At 59.1% G+C, this 20890-nt stretch carries 22 protein-coding genes; all 22 read left to right on the top strand.

From position 1 onward, the window contains the following. Positions 1-123 precede the first annotated feature (123 nt). The 22 genes from GAO09_RS18800 to folD all read left to right on the top strand — a co-directional run bounded on the left by GAO09_RS18800 (position 124) and on the right by folD (position 20847). The gene (locus GAO09_RS18800; protein ID WP_153355865.1) at positions 124-768 is read left to right on the top strand and encodes a hypothetical protein; all 645 of its coding nucleotides are present in this window, start codon (positions 124-126) and stop codon (positions 766-768) included. Next, positions 765-2063, top strand: a complete 1299-nt coding sequence (locus GAO09_RS18795) for a MotB family protein (RefSeq protein ID WP_153355862.1) — start codon at positions 765-767, stop codon at positions 2061-2063. Before GAO09_RS18800 ends, GAO09_RS18795 begins: the two co-directional genes overlap by 4 nt. Positions 2064-2065: 2 nt before the next feature. Further along, a complete protein-coding gene (gene motC / locus GAO09_RS18790; RefSeq protein ID WP_153355859.1) occupies positions 2066-3385 on the top strand; it encodes a chemotaxis protein MotC in 1320 nt (439 codons plus the stop codon). Next, entirely contained in the window at positions 3382-4833 is a 1452-nt protein-coding gene (locus GAO09_RS18785) for a flagellar hook-length control protein FliK (RefSeq protein ID WP_153355856.1), read from the top strand. Before motC ends, GAO09_RS18785 begins: the two co-directional genes overlap by 4 nt. Further along, entirely contained in the window at positions 4772-5458 is a 687-nt protein-coding gene (locus GAO09_RS18780) for a transglycosylase SLT domain-containing protein (protein WP_235938294.1), read from the top strand. The genes GAO09_RS18785 and GAO09_RS18780 overlap by 62 nt, the downstream gene beginning before the upstream one ends. A gap of 280 nt (positions 5459-5738) precedes the next feature. Then, positions 5739-6410, top strand: a complete 672-nt coding sequence (locus GAO09_RS18775) for a response regulator transcription factor (protein WP_153355853.1) — start codon at positions 5739-5741, stop codon at positions 6408-6410. Between the two features lie 173 nt (positions 6411-6583). Further along, positions 6584-7795, top strand: a complete 1212-nt coding sequence (locus tag GAO09_RS18770) for a flagellar hook protein FlgE (RefSeq protein ID WP_153355850.1) — start codon at positions 6584-6586, stop codon at positions 7793-7795. A gap of 32 nt (positions 7796-7827) precedes the next feature. Further along, entirely contained in the window at positions 7828-9279 is a 1452-nt protein-coding gene (gene flgK, locus GAO09_RS18765; RefSeq protein WP_153355847.1) for a flagellar hook-associated protein FlgK, read from the top strand. A gap of 2 nt (positions 9280-9281) precedes the next feature. Beyond that, on the top strand, positions 9282-10325 hold the full coding sequence (locus tag GAO09_RS18760; protein WP_153355844.1) for a flagellar hook-associated family protein: 1044 nt from the start codon (positions 9282-9284) through the stop codon (positions 10323-10325). A 37-nt stretch (positions 10326-10362) separates the two neighbouring features. Next, complete coding sequence (gene flaF / locus GAO09_RS18755; protein WP_153355841.1) at positions 10363-10710, top strand: flagellar biosynthesis regulator FlaF; 348 nt, start codon at positions 10363-10365, stop codon at positions 10708-10710. Beyond that, entirely contained in the window at positions 10707-11156 is a 450-nt protein-coding gene (flbT, locus tag GAO09_RS18750) for a flagellar biosynthesis repressor FlbT (protein ID WP_153355838.1), read from the top strand. The genes flaF and flbT overlap by 4 nt, the downstream gene beginning before the upstream one ends. After that, entirely contained in the window at positions 11147-11704 is a 558-nt protein-coding gene (gene flgD / locus GAO09_RS18745; RefSeq protein ID WP_153355835.1) for a flagellar hook assembly protein FlgD, read from the top strand. Before flbT ends, flgD begins: the two co-directional genes overlap by 10 nt. Before the next feature lie 41 nt (positions 11705-11745). Continuing rightward, a complete protein-coding gene (gene fliQ / locus GAO09_RS18740; RefSeq protein ID WP_153355832.1) occupies positions 11746-12012 on the top strand; it encodes a flagellar biosynthesis protein FliQ in 267 nt (88 codons plus the stop codon). Positions 12013-12124: 112 nt separating this feature from the next. Continuing rightward, positions 12125-14212, top strand: a complete 2088-nt coding sequence (flhA, locus tag GAO09_RS18735; protein ID WP_153355830.1) for a flagellar biosynthesis protein FlhA — start codon at positions 12125-12127, stop codon at positions 14210-14212. Between the two features lie 55 nt (positions 14213-14267). Next, on the top strand, positions 14268-15029 hold the full coding sequence (gene fliR / locus GAO09_RS18730) for a flagellar biosynthetic protein FliR (RefSeq protein WP_153355828.1): 762 nt from the start codon (positions 14268-14270) through the stop codon (positions 15027-15029). Positions 15030-15038: 9 nt separating this feature from the next. Next, on the top strand, positions 15039-15449 hold the full coding sequence (locus GAO09_RS18725) for a hypothetical protein (RefSeq protein WP_153355826.1): 411 nt from the start codon (positions 15039-15041) through the stop codon (positions 15447-15449). Positions 15450-15581: 132 nt separating this feature from the next. Then, positions 15582-16130, top strand: coding sequence for a rod-binding protein (locus tag GAO09_RS18720; protein WP_324185771.1), 549 nt, complete (start codon positions 15582-15584; stop codon positions 16128-16130). 25 nt (positions 16131-16155) lie between these two features. After that, complete coding sequence (locus GAO09_RS18715) at positions 16156-16521, top strand: hypothetical protein (protein ID WP_153356673.1); 366 nt, start codon at positions 16156-16158, stop codon at positions 16519-16521. After that, complete coding sequence (locus tag GAO09_RS18710; protein ID WP_153355824.1) at positions 16521-17063, top strand: hypothetical protein; 543 nt, start codon at positions 16521-16523, stop codon at positions 17061-17063. Before GAO09_RS18715 ends, GAO09_RS18710 begins: the two co-directional genes overlap by 1 nt. Before the next feature lie 153 nt (positions 17064-17216). After that, positions 17217-17900 (top strand): hypothetical protein, encoded by a 684-nt coding sequence (locus GAO09_RS18705; protein ID WP_153355823.1) that lies wholly within the window; start codon positions 17217-17219, stop codon positions 17898-17900. A 114-nt stretch (positions 17901-18014) separates the two neighbouring features. Beyond that, positions 18015-19820, top strand: coding sequence for a GumC domain-containing protein (locus GAO09_RS18700; protein ID WP_153355821.1), 1806 nt, complete (start codon positions 18015-18017; stop codon positions 19818-19820). A 127-nt stretch (positions 19821-19947) separates the two neighbouring features. Continuing rightward, on the top strand, positions 19948-20847 hold the full coding sequence (folD, locus tag GAO09_RS18695) for a bifunctional methylenetetrahydrofolate dehydrogenase/methenyltetrahydrofolate cyclohydrolase FolD (protein ID WP_153355819.1): 900 nt from the start codon (positions 19948-19950) through the stop codon (positions 20845-20847). Positions 20848-20890: the final 43 nt, after the last annotated feature.

The following is a 20890-nucleotide window of genomic DNA, read 5'->3' as shown; positions in this document are numbered from 1 at the left end:
CGTGTCGCGGTAATCCCCTCTTAATCGGGACGGCGCAATGATTGCAGTGGCGAATTCCCGGTCCTTTCCCGCATGCGCATGCGGATCGACCGGATATCAGGGCACAGTTCACGGAGTGCACGCATGAGCGCGTCGATCGCCCGTTACCTCAAGGATTTCGGTGAGCCGCAGCCGGCCCCTGCCATATTCACACCCGAATTCGATATCGGCGGCATGTCCGATGATTTTGAATTTTCTGCCGCCCCGGAAGAAATCGTGGTCGATGTGGCGGCGGAACGTGCCGAAGCGCATGCCGAGGGCTTTGATGCCGCACGTGCCGAATGTGAGCAGAAATGGGCAGACGAGAAGCAGGCGCTGGAAACAGCCCATGCGGCCGAACTCGATGCGCTTCGTGAACGTTATGAAACACAGGCGGCACAGAAGATCGAAGCAGGTCTGAACACGATCGCCGGCAGGCTTGCCGGCGTGATCGGAGAACAGACAGCTGCCGCAATCGTGCCGTTCCTCGAGGAATCGCTTGCCAACAAGGCCGTCGATGAACTCGCCGATATCATCCGCAAGGCCATGTTCGACGGCGATATCGGCACGATCATTGTGTCGGGTCCGGGCGAAATGTTTGAAAAACTGAAGACGGCGCTCGGTTCCGAGGCGCCGGTCCTGCGTCATGTCGCTGCCGATGATCTCGATCTTTCGGTCGATATCGACGGCAGCGTGCTGGTGACCCGCCTTTCGGCCTGGGCCGCTAGCCTGAGAAAGGTGCTCGGATGAGCGATAATCATCATCACGGCAAGAACGAAATCATCGTCGTCAAAAAGCACGGTGGCGGTCACGAAGGCCACCATGGCGGTGCCTGGAAGATCGCCTATGCGGACTTCATGACGGCAATGATGGCGTTTTTCCTGGTCATGTGGCTCGTCAATGCCGCCAACGAGGAAACCAAGGCATCGGTCGCCAGCTATTTCAATCCGATCAAGCTGTCGGACGAGACGCCGGCCAAGAAGGGGCTGGAAAAGCCCGTCGATACGTCTGAGGGCCAGGAAAAGAAGGATCGTTCGCAGGTCAAGGCTGATGAAGGCCAGACCGTGGGTTCCGCAGCTGCCACCGGCGACGATCTGACGTCGAGTGCCGGTGAAGAGCAGAATTACTCGGAAGCCGATTTCTTCGAGAACCCATATTCAGTTCTGGCTGAGATTGCCCAGGAAGTTGGCCAGCAGGCCAATGTCAGCGCCAAGGGCGAGGGCGGTGCATCGAACTCGGGCCCCGCGACCGGCGCCGATGGCGGCGAAGCCTATCGCGACCCTTTCGACCCGGATTTCTGGACGAAGCAGATTCAGGTGATCCGCGCCGAAGGCCAGGAAACCAAGACCGAGGCCGCTGAAAAAACGGATGCCGAAAAGGCCGCCGAGACGCAACAGCAGGTGGCTGCGGCTGAGCCTGTTGATCCGTCGAAGCCCGCCGAAATGTTGCCGGCAACGCCGCAGACGGCCGCTCAGGCGCAGACGAAGGATCAGCCGCCGGTTCCGGGCAAGGCCCAGGTGGCGACCGCCGTGCCGCAACCGCGCCCCGATGCAGCTCAAGCCGAGGAGGCGGCCGAACAACAGAAAGAGGCCGAAGAACTGCGCGAAGCCATTGAAAAGCAGATCGCAGGTATTTCCGGTCGTCTTGCCGAAGGTCTCGAAGTCACGCCTTCCGAAGGCGGCATGCTGATCACGATATCCGATCAGAGCAATACGCCGATGTTCAATCTGTCGTCTGCCGTGCCGCGTCGCGAAATGGTGCTGGCCATGGAAAAGATCGGTGAGATCCTCAAGGAACGTCAGGGAGACGTGGTCATTCGCGGTCACACTGACGGTCGTCCGTTCACCACGGAAGGCAACGACAACTGGCGACTTTCCTCCGCCCGCGCGCACAGTGCCTATTTCATGCTGGTCAAGGGTGGCCTTGGCGAAGATCGTGTCAAACAGATCTCCGGTTTTGCCGATCGTCGCCTGCAGATGCCGGATGATCCGTTCGCGGATGCCAACCGTCGTATCGAAATCCTGCTCGAGGCGGGTAAGGGATAATCATGGCGCGCCTTCCGCATCGTCTTTCATGCCTGGCTTCCGTGGCCTTTGCAGCCCTTTCGCTGCAGAGCGCTTCCGCGCAGCAGGACGGCGAGAACCTTGCCCCTTATCAGATGCTGCGGTCGCTTCAGTTCGTTCAGGACACGGTCGTCACCGGCGATCATTCCGCCGGCGAGATGCAGCGTTACATGATTGGCGCGATCGACAAACGGCTGCGTTCCGTCGATGCCTCCGTCTATTCCGACCCACGCAATGTCGATGCGGCCTTGATCTATGCGATGAGCGGCGGCAATCCGGCGACGCTTGAATATCTCGTGTCACGTGATGTTGCCGGAAATTTTGACAACCGCGTGTCCGATGTCCTGCGCAAATATCTGAACGGGCAGGGCACGCTTGTTGCCAATACGCTGAAGGCCATGGTGCCGGAATACAGGAATGAGCGCATCGGCCCCTATCTGGCGCTGGTGGCTGGAAATGTCGCCGTCACCAATACGCCGCTCGAAGCGCTGGACCTTTATGACTGGGCACGCCTGACGGCGCCCGGAACGATCGTCGAGGAGGCGGCGCTTCGCCGTTCCGTGTCGATTGCCGTGGAGGCCGACCTCGTCGACAAGGGGCTTGCCTATGCGCGCAAATATGCGCGCCGATATGTTCATTCTCCCTATGCCAGCCAGTTTGCGGATCTTTTCGTGGTTCTGGTGGTGCGCCATTACGGCAAGGAAATCACGGCGCCGGATGTGGAAGGCACGATCGCCTTCATGGATGCCGATCGCCAGCGTGAGGTCTATCTGCGCATTGCCCGCCAGGCGGCAATCTCCGGCAAGAACGATTTGGCGCGTTACGCCTCTGAGCAGGCGACCGGCATCAAGGGCGGTGCCGATGATCGCAACGCCGAACAACTGGCGCGCCTCTATGGCGGCATGGCCGACATTCCAAGCGACAAGGTGACCGATGCGATGAAGGCGATCACCGATCTGCCGGAGGCCAATCTGTCGCCGGAAGACCAGGCATTGCGTGCCGCAGCAAAGGCGATCGCCGACGCCGTGGTGCGTCCTCCTGTTGCTGCTGGTTCCGGTCCTGAAATACCGAATGCCGAAAGCCTCGGACAAGACACGGTCGCCAATATGGCGACAACACCAGATGTGGCTTCTCAAGCCGCGTCGTCCGCCAATGATGTGAGCGGATCAGGCTCTGCCCCCGGTGAAACCGCGGATGGCAGTGCGACGAAGTACGATGCTGACTTCCAGACCTATGTCGATAGGGGCCGTTCGACACTGAATGCGATCGATGATCTGCTGAAGGAAGAAGGTACGTTGCAATGATCAATGCTGAGGTAACGGCGAGGACTGGCGCATCTGATGCGACCGGTGCGGTGAGGGGATCTGCCGGAAAACAGGGCAATGACGGTGAAAAGAGCGGATTTTCCGATGCGCTCTCCAGCGCCGGCAATGGCTCCCGCAAGCAGGATGACACTACTTCCAAGGGCGAATCTGACGTCACACAGACCGGTTCCGAGACTGTCGAGGACGCGCCGTCTTCCAAGGGCCGCTCCGCGCTGGATCTGACCGCGCGCGTCCTGTTCGGTAAGGCAGAAGAGGTGGGCCGCTCCTCCACATCCGTCAAGGATGTTCTGGCTGACACCAAGGCCACGGCCACGGCAAAGCCGATTGTGGTCGAGGATGCCGCGCAGGTGCTTGTCGACGCAAAGGCCGGAAACGATGTGTTGACCGGCTCCAAGGCATCGAAGTCCGACAAGGCGAGCAAGAGCGAAGACGCAGACGCGAAAGCCGACAAGAAGGTGGCGAATGCCGATGAAGCGGTGCCCGCCCCTAAGGAAACCGGGCTGAGCGAGGTGCTTTCTCTGCTAACCGGCGGCGCAGCCGTGGAAACGGTCGCGAACGCGACGCCGAAACAGACCGGGCAGGTGCGTGAGCGCAGCGAGACCCGTGGTGACAAGACCGTCGGCTCTGCCACGGAAGGCCGCGCCACGCAGGCATCTGCTGCCGCCAGGAAATCCGACGCACTCGACATGTCGGCCGATAGCGATTCCGCCCTTGTCGACGAGCGCACCTTCCGGCTTTCTTCCGGCCGTGGCCAGAGCCTCGATATGACGATCGGTACCGATGAACAGGGCAAGGTCGGTTTCGAGGCCAAGGCTGGCGGCAACGGTGCCGCCGAAAGCGTTACCGTGCTCGATTCGCGCCGTTTCCTCGGTTTCGGCCAGAGCGCCAATGGCACTGCCCTGACCGCGGCCATGTCGGACGACAAGACCTGGGCTGCCGCGATGACGTCGGGCGCATCGCTGGGCGATCCGATGGCATCCAGCACCGGCAATGTCGTCAATACGCTCAAGCTGCAGCTCAACCCGCATGACCTCGGCTCGGTGACGGCGACGCTGCGCCTCACCGGCGAAACGCTCAACGTCCACCTGACGGTCGAAAATCACGCTGCTTACCGCCAGCTTAGCGACGACAGTTCCGGCATGATCGAGGCTTTGCGCTCGCAGGGCTTTGCCGTCGATCAGGTGACCATCAGCGTCGCCTCGACCACCCAGTCGGATACGTCCAGCCAGCAGCAGGGCCAGCAATCGGGTCAGTCTGCCCAGCAGCAGGCCGCCGCTAATGAGGGACGTCAGGGCAACAATGCCGGTCGCGAGCAGGGCCAGAACAATGCCCGCTCCGTGGCAGAGGATAACGCAAGAGGCACGAATGAACCGGTATCCGACACTGTCGCTGCTGGCAACGCTCGCCCTGATCAGCTCTATCTCTGACGCAGCAGACGCCGCCGGGCTGTTCTCCACACCAGCCCCGGCGGTGCAGTCCGTTGCCCCGGTGCCGGCCGCCATCCAGCCGCCTTCAGCCACCCGCCCGAATGTCAGCGCGGCCGCCCCGCCTGCCAGTGGTGCGGGTATCTGCGAGGCGCAGATCCAGGCCGCTGCCGCCAAATACGGCATACCGGAGGGTATCCTCTATTCGGTCGGGCTGACGGAAACCGGACGCAAGGGAAGCCTTTATCCCTACGCCATGAATATCGAGGGGAAGGCGTTTTTTCCGCCCAGCCGAGAGGATGCGATGCGCAAGTTTCACGAGGCGCGCAGCGAGGGAAAGAAGCTGATCGATATCGGCTGCATGCAGATCAACCACCATTTTCACGGTGAGAATTTCGCATCGGCAGAGCAGATGTTCGATCCGCGCCTCAACGTGGAGTATGCCGCAAAGTTCCTCAGCAACCTTCACGGTCGTCACGAGACATGGACCATGGCGGTAGCAAGATACCACGCCGGACCCAATAACGACCCCGCCCAGAAACGTTATGTCTGCCGTGTCATCTCCAATCTGGTTGCAACAGGCTATGGCACCTGGACCGGAAACGCCTCCAATTTTTGCCGTGGATGACTATTTTTGGTTGATTGACCGTTGGGCGTTTTGGGCGGATGGTGGCGATGTTCACGTTTTGGCCTCTGTACCTCTCACAAGGCTAAATTTAGGCATCGTTAACTTTTTCCACTGAAAAGTTGTAGGGGTTTTTGACGGACCCACTACATCTAGTGCAAATCGCGAGGCCAATCTTAATCAACTATTAAAATCCATGGTTAATTTTACCCAGTTGTTCGGGATTCCCGCGATTCGTATCCATTGGCCATCGAGGTACCACAAGTGATTCGGAGGCGGCTGAATGATCGTAGTGGTTGATGAACGTGAATTGGTGAAAGAGGGATACACATCCCTGTTTGGTCGTGAGGGTGTGCCCTCTACCGGGTTTGATCCCAGCGAGTTCGGTGAGTGGGTCAACACGGCGGCGGATACCGACATTGCGGCGGTGGAAGCATTTTTGATTGGACAGAGCGAGCGGTCGCTCGAACTGCCGCGGGCAATCCGCGACCGTTCGCAGGCTCCGGTGATCGCGGTCAGCGACCAGCATTCGCTGGAAGCAACACTGGCATTGTTCGACAGCGGCGTCGACGATGTGGTGCGCAAACCTGTCCATCCCCGCGAGATTTTGGCTCGCGCAGCGGCGATCCGTCGTCGTCTGAAGGCATTGTCCACCCATACGGATGTCGGCGCGATCCGCGTCTTCTCCGATGGTCGTGACCCGGAAATCAACGGCGAAATTTTTGCCTTGCCGCGTCGCGAGCGTCGCATCCTGGAATACCTAATTTCCAACCGTGGCCGTCGCGTTTCGAAGACCCAGATCTTCAACGCCATCTACGGCATCTTCGACGAAGAGGTCGAAGAGAACGTCGTGGAAAGCCACATCAGCAAGCTGCGCAAGAAGCTGCGCAAGAAGCTTGGCTTCGATCCAGTCGATTCCAAGCGCTTCCTGGGCTACTGCATCGACTGGAACTAACAGTCTGTAATTATTTTGAAAAAAGGGCCGGTATCCGAAAATGGATGCCGGCCTTTTTCGTTTTTGAAATGTAAGCGGATGGCGATCGAAACCGTCGTCAAAGGGCAAAACAGACAGCTTCACGCAAGGCCCGTCATCTAGGGTCATCAGCATAGGCAAAACGAGGATTTGAGATGAGCCTTTACGGAACAATGCGGACGGGTGTGTCCGGGATGAATGCGCAGGCGAACCGGCTCAGCACGGTTGCCGACAACATCGCCAACTCGAGCACCGTCGGTTACAAGAAGGCCTCGACGCAATTCTCGTCGATGATCCTGCCGTCGGGTAACGGCTCGTACAATTCGGGCGGCGTCAACACCACGGTTCGCTATTCGATCAGCGACCAGGGCGCGTTCACCTACACGACGTCGGCGACCGATCTTGCCATCAATGGCGAAGGTTTCTTCATCGTCGGCGGCGCCGACGGTTCGAACTACCTGACCCGCGCCGGCAATTTCGAAGTTCAGCCCGACGGTTCGCTGACGAACGCGGCCGGCTTCACGCTGATGGGTTATCCCTATTCCTCCACGACCGATCCGACCATCGTCATCAACGGTTTCGACGGTCTCGAAGAGGTCAACGTCCAGGCCGGTGGCATGAACTCGACGCCGTCCAAGGCCGGCGTTGTCACGGGCAACCTGCCGTCGGGCGAAACGGCCGGTACCTACACCAAGTCTTCGTCGCTGGTCGCCTATGACAGCCAAGGCAATTCGCGCCTGCTCGACCTAGCCTTTTCCAAGACCGCCGACAACGAATGGTCGCTCGCCGTCAGCTACAAGGATGATGCTGGCACGGTTCACCCGCTCGGTTCTTACGCGCTGGAATTCGATGCGGCCGGCAAGCTGGTCGTACCGGCAGGCGGCACCATTTCGACTGCCGGGCTGACCATCGCTGGCGCCGAACTGAGCCCCCTCGACATCGATCTGAGCGACATGTCCCAGCTCGGTTCACCCTATTCGGTCGAAGGCAACATCGACGGTCGGGCGGCAAGCGCGGTCGATACGGTCGAGATCAGCAAAGACGGTATCGTGTCCATTCTCTATAAGAACGGCCAGTCGATGCCGGCCTATCGTATTGCGATGGCAAACGTGCAGAGCCCTAACAACCTGACCCCGCGCGAAGGCAACGTCTATTCGCAGAGCAATGACTCGGGCGTCATCGTCATGGGCTACGCCGGCAACAGCGGTTACGGTTCGATCCTGTCCAAGGCACTGGAAGATTCCAATGTCGATATCGCCGGTGAGCTCACCAGCATGATCGAATCGCAGCGTAATTACACCGCAAACTCCAAGGTCTTCCAGACCGGTTCCGAACTTCTCGAAACCCTGGTCAACCTGAAGAGATAATCGCGGGGATGATCCCCGCAGAGGTTAGATAGATGTCGATTAGTTCAGCGATTTCCACTGCACAGCAGATCTTCAACAACACCGGCACGCAAACGTCGGTGACGTCGACGAACATCGCCAATACCCAGAACGCCAACTATGCGAAGCGTACTGCGGTCCTGGTAAGCAATGGCAATGGTGCGCTGGTCGCAACGACAACGCGCGAGCAGAACCAGCCGCTCCTGCGGCAGACAATCGCCAGCACGTCGCTGGCGAGCGGTCAGTCGACGCTGGCGACGGGTCTCGAAGAGATCCGCAGCCTGCTCGGCGGCAATGATTACGAACTGTCGATGAGCAAGGCGATGACCACGCTGCTCAACAATCTCGGTGCTTATGCAGCAAAGCCGAGTGAAGCAACGCTTGCGGCAACGGCCCTGTCCTCGGCCCAGGATGTCGTCAACACGCTGAAGACGACATCCAACGAACTTCAGGCCATCCGCGGCCGCACGGATGCACAGATCAAGACGCAGGTCGACGACCTCAACAACCTGCTCGCGCAGTTTGAGACGGCAAACACTGCCATCATACAGGCCGAGGCCATCGGCAAGCAGGACAATAACGCACTCGATACGCGCGATACGCTGCTCAAGCAGATTTCCGAAATCGTCGGCGTCTCCTCGACCATTCGTGCCGGCAACGACATGGCGCTCTACACAACCGATGGCACGACCCTGTTCGAAACCATCCCGCGCAATGTCTCCTTCACGCCGACCAAGACCTATACGGCTGCGACCGAAGGCTACGCCGTCAGCATCGATGGTGTCGAGGTCAAGGCGGGTGTTGGTGGCGATACAAATGCAAGCGGTTCGCTGCAGGCCCTGTTGCAGATTCGCGATGAGGTAGCTCCGACATTCCAGAGCCAGCTCGATGAAATCGCCCGTGGCCTGATCGTTTCCTTCGCCGAAACCGGCCCGAACGATGATCAGCCCGCCATGGCCGGCCTTTTCACCAATGGCGTCGACAGCACGGTCAACGATACCGGTGTGGCACAGGTGGGGCTTGCTGCATCGATATCCGTTAACGCTGATGTCAAGCAGAAGCCGACTCTGCTGCGCGACGGCGGTATTAATGGCACGGCTTATGAATGGAACCCGACGGCGGCCAGCGGTTATTCGACCCTGATCGACCATTATTCGGAGATGATGCAGGCCAAGCAGACCTTCGATGAGATCACGGGCGTCGGCGGCACCGATATCGACCTGATGTCTTATGCATCGGACTCGACCGGTTGGCTCGAAGCCCTGCGCAGCTCCTCGACCGCGGCCACCGAAACCAAGTCTGCAATGCAGTCTCGCGCCGCTGAAGCCCTGTCCAGCGAGACGGGCGTCAGCCTCGATGAAGAGCTCTCGCTGCTTCTCGACATCGAGCAATCCTACAAGGCAGCAACGAAGCTTGTCAGCACGATCGATGAAATGATCAGTGCGCTTATGAACGCAGCGGGTTGATCATGAAGACCTCCTTTAGCTCCACGCATTCCATACAGACGACGCTCCTGCAAACCATGGCAAGAGCGCAGAACGATCTGGCCAAGGCCAATGAAGAGGTGACGACCGGCGTTTATGCCGACCTCGGCGTGGAACTCGGCGCGCAGACCTCGCGCAGCCTCGATCTTTCCCGCGACATGCTGCGCCTCGAATCGCAGATGACCACCAATTCGATCGCGACCCAGCGCCTGACCTCTTCCGAGGAAGCGCTCTCTCAGCTCGCCGATATCAGCCAGGGCGTTATGGATTCGCTGGTTGGCCTGAGCAGCAGTTCCAGCACGCTCGACGTGGCGCGCTCGACGATCACCTCGGCGCTCAATTCCTTCACGGATGTCGCCAATACGTCGGTGAGCGGCGAATATCTTTTTTCCGGCACCAATAGCGACGTCAAGCCGATGTTGTCCTACACGGAAGAAGGGTCGCCTATGGCGGCAGCCGTGGATGCCGAACTCGATACCTATCTCCTCTCCCAGGGACTGACGTCTGCCTCGCAGATGAGTGCCGGACAGATGAGCGACTTCCTGACCGGTCTCGAAGCGACGTTCAATGACGACGTTTTCTGGTCGACCTACGCATCACAGTCGAGCGACACCAACATCACGACGCGCATCAGCGCGACCGAAGTTGTCGACACGTCGACCAATGCCAACAGCCAGGGTTTCCGCAGCTTCGTCTTCGCCTCGGTGGTATCGAGCAAATTCCTGACCAACGAAATTCCGGAAGCGACGCGTGTGTCGGTTACGGAAAGCGCGACGGCGGCAATCGGCAAAGCGATTTCCGGCCTCAACGACCAGCGCTCCACCATCGGCCTTTCGACGGAACGTGTCAGCAAGGCAACGGGTTCGCTCGCTGACCAGAAGTCGATCATCGAGACGCATATCAATGAGCTGCAGGGAGTCGATGTCTACGAGGCATCAACCCGCGTCAGCGCGCTGCAGTCCCTTCTTGAGGCGTCCTACACACTCACCTCCAGAATACAGCAGCTAAGCCTGGTTAATTACCTTTGATGCAAAAGGTAAGTAATTGAAAATAAAGGGTACATGAATGTTCCAGTTTTCATATGCCGAGATCATGAAGGATGACGTCGCCGACGCCAAAGCGCGGGAACGGCAGACGCTCGATCGCTCGATCGAACTCCTTCAGGCAGCTCGTGCAGACAACGAGTATTCTCGATCTACGATCGAGGCGCTGTTCTACACACGGCGGGTCTGGATCAGGTTCATCGAGGACCTTCGCCAGCCGGAGAACGAGCTGAATACCGAGCTGCGTGCCAATCTGATTTCCATCGCAATCTGGATCTTGAAGGAATGCGAAAAGATCAGGCGGCGCCAGTCCGACAATTTCCAAGGCATTATCGACGTAACCACCATCATCAGGGATGGCATTAAATGAAAAGCACTCTGCGTATCTCGCTCAAGTCCGGCGAACGAATCTTCATCAATGGTGCGGTTCTGCGCGTCGATCGTAAGGTTGCTCTGGAATTCCTGAACGACGTCACGTTCCTTCTCGAAAACCACGTTCTGCAGCCTCAGGACGCTACCACGCCGCTGCGTCAGCTTTACTTCATCGCCCAGATGATCCTGATCAACCCTGAGGGCAAGGATCAGTCGATGGCGATGTTCAAGAAGTCGGTCGCCATGCTGCTCACCTGCTTCCAGGATGCCGATGTCCTGGCGGAACTGAAGCGTATCGATGCCATGGTCGCTTCCGGCCGCGCCTTTGATGCCCTGAAAGCCATCCGCAGCCTCTACGCGACCGAAGACCGCATTCTCAACAACAACGAGATCGCGCCGGCTATGGTCGAGACCATTCGCAAGGAAATCGCGCCATGGCGGTAGATCCAACCGCGTCGGTTACCACACCCAAGGTCGATACGGCGACGGCATCCAACCCCTGGGCCAATGCCGGCGCCTCCAACAGTGATGCCAACAAGGCCTCGCTGAACTATGACAGCTTTCTTCAGCTGCTGATCGCGCAGATGAAAAACCAGGACCCGACGGATCCGATGGATGCGTCGGAACAGGTTTCGCAGCTTGCATCGTTCTCGCAGGTCGAGCAGACGATCCAGACCAACAAGCATCTGAAGAGCATGCTGCAGGCCGAGGCCCTGACCAAGGCCGGTGATCTCGTCGGCAAGTACATCATGAGTGCTGACGACAAGACCATGGGCAAGGTCAAGGAAGCCCAGGTTTACGCCGATGGCGTGATTGCCGTGACGGAGGCGGGTGACAAGGTTCTGCTGCAGGCAGGCGTCGTCATTTCCGACAGGGAAATCAAGGCTACAACCGATGAAGTCACGACCCCCGTCGTGAAGGATCCGGAAACCGGCCTGCCGGTGAATGAAGATGCCTCGACGGACAAGAACGAGAGCAGTACAACGAGCTGACGTATAAGGCCGCAGATGATTCGCGGCCCCGGAGAGCTCCAATGAATGAAGCCGACGCCCTTGAGATCATGCAGGCGGCAATCAGGACCGTCCTGATTGCTTCCGGCCCTGCCGTTCTGGCAGCCATGATCGTCGGCGTCGGCATCGCCTTCCTGCAGGCATTGACCCAGATCCAGGAAATGACGCTGACGTTCGTTCCAAAGATCGTCGCCATCCTCGTGACCATCGCCATTTCGGCGCCCTTCATCGGTGGTCAGGTTTATCTTTTTGCCGAGCTCGTCTTCTCCCGCGTGCAATCCGGTTTCTGACCGAGCTTCCGGCGGGCCGGGCCACCCTCGCGCAAGCTTCAGTCTCTATTACGCATGGTGAACTGGCGGGGTTGTGTATCCCGTCGCCTTCTCATGAAGAGACGGAAGACCCATGGCGCAACCACCTGCACTGTCCATTCCGAAGGTAGCCCCGAGCGGCCGTGATATTGGCTTCGCGACGGGTATCATCGCGATCCTCTGCATCCTTTTCCTGCCGATCCCGACATTCCTGATCGACCTTGGTCTGGCTTTCTCGATCGCATTCTCGGTGCTGATCCTGATGGTGGCCCTGTGGATCCAGAAGCCGCTGGACTTCTCGTCCTTCCCGACCATTCTTCTGATCTCGACCATGGTGCGCCTGTCGCTCAATATCGCGACGACGCGTGTGATCCTGTCGCATGGTCACCAGGGGCATGACGCCGCCGGCGGCGTGATCGCCGGTTTTGCCTCGCTCGTCATGTCCGGCGACTTCCTGATCGGTCTGATCGTTTTCATGATCCTGGTCACGGTCAACTTCATCGTCATCACCAAGGGCGCCACCCGTATCGCGGAAGTCGGCGCCCGCTTCACCCTTGACGGTATTCCCGGCAAGCAGATGTCTATCGACGCCGACCTTGCCGCCGGTACGATCGACGAGAAGGAAGCACAGCGCCGCCGTTCGGAACTCGAAGAAGAAAGCATGTTCTTCGGCGCCATGGACGGTGCTTCGAAATTCGTGCGCGGCGATGCGATCGCCGGTTTGATCATCACCGCCATCAACATCTTCGGCGGCATCCTGATCGGTTATTTCCGCCACGGCATGGAAATCACCGAGGCTGCCGACGTCTTCGTCAAACTGTCGGTCGGTGACGGTATCGTTTCGCAGATTCCGGCGCTGATCGTTTCGCTGGCTGCCGGTCTTCTCGTGTCGCGTGGCGGCACGTCAGGCCCGACCGATAAGGCTGTGGCTGAACAGCTCGGTGGTTATCCGCGCGCGCTTGCCATGTCGGCGGGTCTGATGGCGGTGCTGGCGCTGGTGCCGGGTCTGCCGTTGCTCCCGTTCATGGCTCTTGGTGGCGCCATGGGCTTTGGTGCGTGGTACATCCCGCGCCAGCTGGAAGCGGAAAACAAGCTGGCGCGCGAGACCGAGGAAAAGAAGGTCGTCCAGACCAAGGAAGCCGAACGCGACTCGGTCAAGTCGGCGCTGAAGACCGCGGAAATCGAACTGGCGCTCGGCAAGCAGGTTTCCACCCGTCTACTCGGTGCACATCAGGAACTGGCCTTCCGTGTCGGCAAGATGCGCAAGAAATTCGCCACCCAATACGGTTTCGTCGTTCCCGAGATCAAGGTTGCCGACGATATCTCCATCCCGGAAAAGTCCTACCAGATCCGCATCCACGGCACGACGATCGCGTCCAACACGCTGCGCGTCGGCGATGTCATCGTCGTCACCGGTTCCGGCCGCAAGCCGTCCATTCCGGGCGACGAGATCCGCGAACCCGCCTTCGGCATGCCGGCGGTGGCGATCCTTGAAAACTTCGCCGAAGATCTGAAGCGCGAAGGTTTTCACCCGATCGACAACGTTTCGGTCGTTCTGACCCACATGTCGGAAGTGATCCGCAACAACCTGCCGCAGCTTCTGTCCTACAAGGACCTGAAGATCCTCATCGATCGCATGGACCCGGAATACAAGAAGCTGGCCGACGAGATTTGTTCGTCGCACATGTCCTATTCGGGCTTGCAGGCGGTGCTCAAGCTTCTGTTGGCCGAGCGTGTCTCGATCCGCAACCTGCATCTCATCCTAGAAGCCGTGGCCGAGCTCGCCCCGCATGTCCGCAAGACCGAGCAGATCGTCGAGCATGTCCGCGTGCGCATGTCGCAGCAGCTTTGCGGTGATCTGGCCGATAATGGCGTGCTGCGCGTGCTTCGTCTCGGCAGCAAGTGGGACATGATCTTCCATCAGGCGCTCAAGCGCGATGCCAAGGGCGAGGTCGTCGAGTTCGACATTGATCCGCGTGCTCTGGAAGAGTTTTCCGAACAGGCGAGCCAAACAATCCGTGAATTCATGGACCGCGGTCTGCCATTCGTTCTTGTCACATCCCCTGAAACGCGCTCCTATGTGCGCATGATCATCGAGCGACTGTTCGCAACGCTTCCGGTCCTTTCCCATGTGGAACTGGCCAAGGGGCTGGAGATCAAGATTCTCGGCGCCATTTCGTGACGGCGTGCGCGGCTGAAACAAGGCCGCGCCCGTTACCGTCATCAAGGAAGTCACCATGTTCAGCGGCCCGATAGACGCGCAAGGCATCATACTGACGCTGTTCCTGTGTTTCTGCCGCATGGGCGCCTGCATGATGGTCATGCCGGGATTTTCGAGTGCGCGATTGCCCGCCCAGATTCGCCTTCTCGTGGCCGTCGCGGTATCGATGGCAATCATGCCTGTGCTTTGGGATACGATTTATCCGCGCGTCTCCAATCCCGGCCCGGCTTATGTCGGCCTCATCGTCTCGGAAGCCTTTGTCGGTATCATCTACGGATTGATCGCCCGTATTTATGTGATCGGATTGCAGTTCGCCGGCACGATCATCAGCACGTCTATCGGTTTCAACGCACCGGGCGGCAGCGATGTCCTCGAAGACATGCCTGAAAACCAGCTGATCAACCTGATCAGCTTCGGCGGCCTGATGGTGCTGTTTCTGCTGGATTTCCACCACATCATGTTTCGCGCCCTGGTCGATTCCTATGGCGTGACGCCGGTCGGTGCGATCATAGAGCCGCAGAAGATGCTGATCACGCTGACCGACACGCTCAGAGCCTCGACGGTGATCATGCTGCGGCTGGCAGGCCCGTTCCTGCTGTTCGGCATGATCTTCAACATCGCGATCGGCCTCATCAACAAGCTGGCGCCGCAGGTGCCGGTGTCGTTCATCTCGGCGCCGTTCCTGCTGTTCGGCGGGCTGTTCCTGCTTTATCTGTCCATCGGTGCGATGATCCGGCAGTTTGCCGACGGTTTCGTGCCGGTCTTCACGTCATTCTGAGGGTAAAAAATGGCCGGCGGCGAACAGACACGATCCAAGAAACTCAAGCGTCTCGTCAATCTGCAGCGCCATATGGAAAAGATGGCCGAAAACGAACTGGCCGCCACCGGGCGCCAGATCGTCGAGGTCAACCAGTCCAAGGAACGTGTCATCGAGGCCATCGGTTCGGTTTCTCCGATCCATATGCAGTTCTCGCATAATTATGCCGGCCGCTTCGGCAAACTGATGGTGCGCGAAAAGCAGCTGACCGACATCCAGAAAGCGCAGGAAGTGCGCGTCATCAAGGAGCGTACCAAGGGTGACCGTCTGGAAGACCAGATGAAGGACGCGCGCGAAGCGGAAGAGCGCGAGAAGGACGACAATGCCATTTATGAGCTTCTCGAGATCACGCTGGCAACCGGCGGGCCCAAGTCCTACTAAGTAAAGATAGTTGTTAAATATCAGTTTTTGCGGAATTTTCCGTCTGAAGTTCAGTTTTCGATTTTCGCGCCAGCCTGCAGCAAGCTTCACCCGGCATAGTCCGCTCCAAGTTTTCTCAATTCAGGAGCTGACGTGGCTATATCTCCTCCAAGCGACCTCGTGCTTGATGTGCTTCGCGCCGCCGACCCGGTGGATGTGCAGGCAGCACAGGCCAAGCTGAAGGCCAACAAAGCGGCCTTTGCCGCCAACAGCCTTGCCGAAGCCGGTGCTGGCTTTGGTGCTGCCATGGACACCAGCGCATTCAAGGCCGGTATCGGCCGCATCGACAAGTCTGCCAAGACGGCCGACATGCCGGAGGAATATCGCAAGTTCGAAGCCTCGGTGCTGCAGAACTTCGTCAACACCATGATGCCGAGTGACAGCGAAAACGTCTACGGCAAAGGCTCTGCCGGCGAGTTCTGGAAGAGCATGATGTCGGAGCAGATTGCCGATTCCATGTCGAAGACCGGCGGCATCGGCATTGCCGAACAGATGTATTCGCAGGCGCTGGACCGCCTGGATGCCAAAAAGGCGCTCAACGCCGAGACCGACGAGAATGACCGTGCCCGCGCCACAGGCGCGATCGAGGATTTTCAGCGTCGCACGCTGAAGACGGAAGAAATGAAGAGGGAGGGGGCTTGATATGACAAAAGCAGGAATGGAACATATGGAAATGGTTTCCAGTGATTATCGCATCAAGACGGTGCTTGGCCGCTTGGAGATGATCATCGAGAATGAGAACCAGCGGATCGGCCATGATCCGGAATTCGATTTCAAGGTATCGAACGCGCACAAGAGCCGTTGCCTTTATGAGTTGACCATGCTTTTCCGCAGCGCCGACCCGAAGGAACTGGCCGCCAATCATGTCGAGCAGATGCACGCGCTGAAGGCCAAGCTCAAGGTCAATGCCCGCCGCGTCGAAGCTCACCTCAATGCCGTGCGTACGGTTGCCGATCTTCTGAAGAATGCCGTGCGCGATGCCGACGGCGACGGCACCTATACGCAGGAACAGTTCCTTTATAGCGAGGCCTGATGGTCAAGCTCATCCTCACCGGTCTCTGGGTCTGCGTTGTTACGCTCGGTGCCGTGTTCTTCTCCGTGCGCGCGTCGGCACCACCGCCGCCGCTCGATGAAGAAGCGCAGCGCCTTGCCAACATGCAGGTCGTGAAGGGCGAAGTGATCAACGTGCCGTTGCTCGCCAACGGCACGGTCAACGGTTATTTCATCACCCGCATTTCCTTCCTGATGGCGAAGGAAAAGATGCATGTCGTCGCCCAGATGCCGCTGACGGAGATGATGACCGACGAGCTTTATACGCTGCTGGTCGGTAACAAGATGATTGATCTCGCCAATACCAAGGCTTTCAAGCTCGAAGCTTTCAAGCAGAAGATCAAGGAAGGCCTCAACACCAAGATGGGTGAGGGCACTGTCACCGATGTGATGGTCGAGCAGATCGACTATCTCGGCAAGGAAGACATTCGCGAAAATACCTCGCGTTCGGCGAAGAACCAGGTTGCGCCCACCAAGATCGTTGAAGGCACGCCGGTTGCTGCACCCGCCAGCAGCGGCCATTAAGACTATCCGGACAGGTCGCGTTGAATGCGGCCTGTCTGTCATGGTTAATTATTCCCTAAGCCACCGCATCGGATTGCACCTGTCGGCTTAAACGCGATTTCATCACCGCGTGATACATCTCGTCGCAGGCTTTCTCTGGCTGAAATGGCGACGATGCGACCCGCTCAACTTTCGATTTCCCCATCTGCGCATTCCGGCGTTTTCGCCGGCCTTGATCATCAGGGCGAATGGACTTCCGCAGTTCAGCCGGATGGCCTTCGCAACCTGCTCGGTGTTACGGTTTGCGACATGGAATGGACAGAGACGCTCACCTATGTTGAGCTCCTCTCCAATTTGCGCCAGGCCCCGCGGACACTGTCGTTCATCGACGGCCAGACTGCCTTGCGGCTGTCCATCGACGCAGATTGTCGCGCCGTTCTCGCCAACCGTATCTTGCTGCCCGCCAGTCGCACATTGTCGATGATGGCGCGTTGGCAGGGTGGTGGTCCGCTGAAGAGCCGGTTCGACACCAAGGGCTTTGTGGATGCGCTGCTGACCTTCGTGCCCCGTTGCCATGTCGCACTTGTCGGAGCCGGTCTTCCTCGACTTGAAGCGATGCGCGCGCACCTGTCGCAGCACGCTCCCTGGCATATGCTTACTGTCGTCCGCGCCACAGATATCGGTAACGGCATCGTCGCCCCTGAAGGCGTTGCCGGTTTTGTCGGTTCGGTTCCTGATCTGGTCATCGTCGATGCCTGCGGTTTCGGCGAGGAGATCCGTTTCGAGCAGGCGGTCAGCCTGCGCCATAACGGCTTGATCGTCATGGCCGGGGCGGCGTTTAACGGTCGCAACCCTTAATGTTTCGTGTCGGTGAAAAATTCGCCATATAGGTGCGTTTCGGTAAGACGTTAACGTTTTGTTTGCCAGAAAACTTTAGCATGTCTTAATCATAGACAAGCGCGGTTCGGCACAATGTTTGCACCGGAACATCACGAGCGATCGCATCCGCTGAGCAATGCGGAAAGCGGCAAGACACGCAAGGTGCTGCTGGCACTGACAACGTCGGTGCTTGTTGTCGCCGGCGCTGCCGCACCACAGTTTTTCGGTCATGACCTTACTCGCAGATATGCCGTGGAAACGATCATCGGCGTCGATGCCGCCGGCCTGTCAAAGGCAGAAAGGCAGAGCGCGATCGAGGAAGCGGGCAAGGCGGTGCGCTCTGTCGCCAATCTCGATGGCATGGCCCGCACGCTTGATCTTGCACGCGACGAAGAGTTTTCCGTATCTGGGCCGAGCGCTATCGGCGTCGTCTCCGATATCCTCACCGGTAAGGCGATGACCGTATCCGCCGCCGATGCCAAAATGCGGGAGCGCCTGTCCGCCACCTTCACTGCAGTACCGGATGCGAGCGGCCGGCGCATCGTCATCGCCGTCGAAACGCGCGATGCCCGCAAGTCGACGCGCATTGCGCGTGCGGTGGCGGAACTTTATCAGCGGGAACTGAGTGGGGCTGCGATCCGCTCGACCCGCATGCACGCAGAAGGGCTTGAGCGGGCGATGCAGCAGGCGGATACCGCCGTGTCCGAGGCACTTGCCAAAAGCGGTGACGGCAGTGCCTTGCGCCGAACCGAGACCGAACGGCTTGCTCTTGAACAGGAGATTGCCACCCAGGAGGCAAATGTCGCCCGGTTGCGGGACGATGTCAAAACGGTATCTGCAACATCATCGACCGATGTGCTGACCACCACTTTGTCGTCTGCCTTCGATTATTCGGGCATCGATCAGATGCGTCAGACACATGTGGATGCCAAGCTTCTGGTTGACCAGCTATCCGCCAGTCTCGGGCCGCGCCATCCGCGCCTTCTGGCAGCGCAGGCGGCGCTCAGTGAAGCACGCGGCAAGATCGATGCGGCCCTGATGCGTCTTTCCACATCGCTGAAGCAGCAGGAAGCGACTGTGGCCAAGGATCTGGCAGAACTGAAAACGCGCCTGCAGAAGATGGCTGCCACGCCACCGTCGCCCGAGGCACAGGCACTTGCCGATTTGCAGGCCAAAGCCGAAAAGGCGAGGCAGGATTACCTCGGTTCTGTCCAGCGCCTCGATGCGGCCGCTGTTGCCGGCCCTATCTCGGTCAAGACCGTCGCGCCGGCCAATGTCGCCACTGCGGAGCCGGTGGGCCTGCCGATGTGGATGCTCTCCGGCATCGGCGCCATGCTGGGCCTTGGTTTCGGCTTGGTCCTCGGCTTTGCGCTTCCGCGCCGTCTGGCGGACGAGGATGAATATACCGTCGCCGAGGAAGAAGAGGACCTGTTCGACGGCGAGGAAATAGATTTGCTGCAATCACAGCCGGTCGTGCCGTTGCGGACCGTCGAAGTGCCTGTCGTTGCGACCATTGCCCAAGATGTGCTTCCGGCCGCTCTCGATCGGGATGACGAGGAATATCATCAGGAATATTACGGCCATCACGACGCGTATGCCGAGGAAGAGCCGGACCTGCTGAGCAATGAGCATGATTATCCGGTCGCTGCCAATAGTTCCACGCCGCTGGCAGACCGTGTCCGCGAACTGCTGCTCGCCAACCGGATGCGGGAAGAACAGGCCGAAACGCATCTTCCGCCGCTGGTTGCCGCCGTCATGGCCGGTGGCGTGACCATCGCCCCGCATTACGAAGAAGAGCCCGAAGAGGAGCGTAGGACCGCCGCCCTGCGTCAGGACATCATGTCGCTGCGCGAACGGGTGGCCGAATTCAACGAACGCCGCGCTGCCGGTCAGCGCTGATCTTTTCGTAGTCCACGTCGCGAACGGTGTACCGTTTGTCCGCCGCGAAGCTTGCCATTCGCCGCATTTCCCAGCATAGGCCTTGTGCTCAGGCAATGTTCACTGACATTTTGGAAGCGAGGCGCGCATGGCAACGGTAATCGACGGCAAACTGGCGGCTGAAAAGGTCATCGCCACGGTCACGCAAGCGTCCGCCGCTCTCGAAGGCCAGAAAGGTGTCCGCCCCGGTCTCGCCGTCGTTATCGTCGGTGACGATGCCGCCAGCCATACCTATGTTGCCGCCAAAAGCCGCATGGCAAAACAGTGCGGTTTCAACTCCATCCAGCACAGCCTTCCCGGTGATACGACGCAGGAAGCCCTTGAGGCTCTCGTGGCCGAACTCAATGCCGATCCGGCCATTCACGGCATCCTCGTGCAACTGCCGCTGCCCAAAAATCTCGACAGCGAGGGCGTGACGCAACTCGTCGCGCCGGAAAAAGACGTCGACGGTCTGCATGTCGTCAACGCGGGCAAGATCGCCACGGGCGATTTTGAAACCGGTCTCGTCTCCTGCACGCCCGCGGGTTCCATGCTTCTGGTGAAGCAGGCTTTGGGCGACGATCTCTCCGGCCTGAATGCCGTGGTCATCGGCCGTTCCAACCTTTTTGGCAAGCCGATGGCGCTGCTTCTGCTCGCCGCCAATGCAACGGTGACGATGGCGCATTCGCGCAGCAAGGATCTCGCTTCGATCTGCAAAAATGCGGACATTCTGGTTGCGGCTGTTGGACGCAGCGAAATGGTCAAGGCCGATTGGGTCAAGCCCGGCGCCACGATCATCGATGTCGGCATCAACCGCATTCCCGCCCCTGAAAAGGGGGTGGGCAAGACCCGCCTGGTGGGTGATGTTGCCTTTTCAGAGTGCGAAAAAGTGGCCGGATCGATCACGCCGGTACCGGGTGGAGTCGGTCCGATGACCATCGCCATGCTGATGGCAAACACCGTCGTTGCCGCCAGCCGCGCACTTGGAGTTGCGGTTCCGAAATTCTGAGCCTTCACCGGGGGTTGACTCCTCCGGCAGCGCCTTATGTCTT

Source organism: Endobacterium cereale (assembly GCF_009617585.1).
In the GTDB taxonomy this organism is placed as follows: domain Bacteria; phylum Pseudomonadota; class Alphaproteobacteria; order Rhizobiales; family Rhizobiaceae; genus Neorhizobium; species Neorhizobium cereale.
Note: the sequence above shows the minus strand (reverse complement) of the source record. Positions and strands in the feature narration are given on the sequence as shown.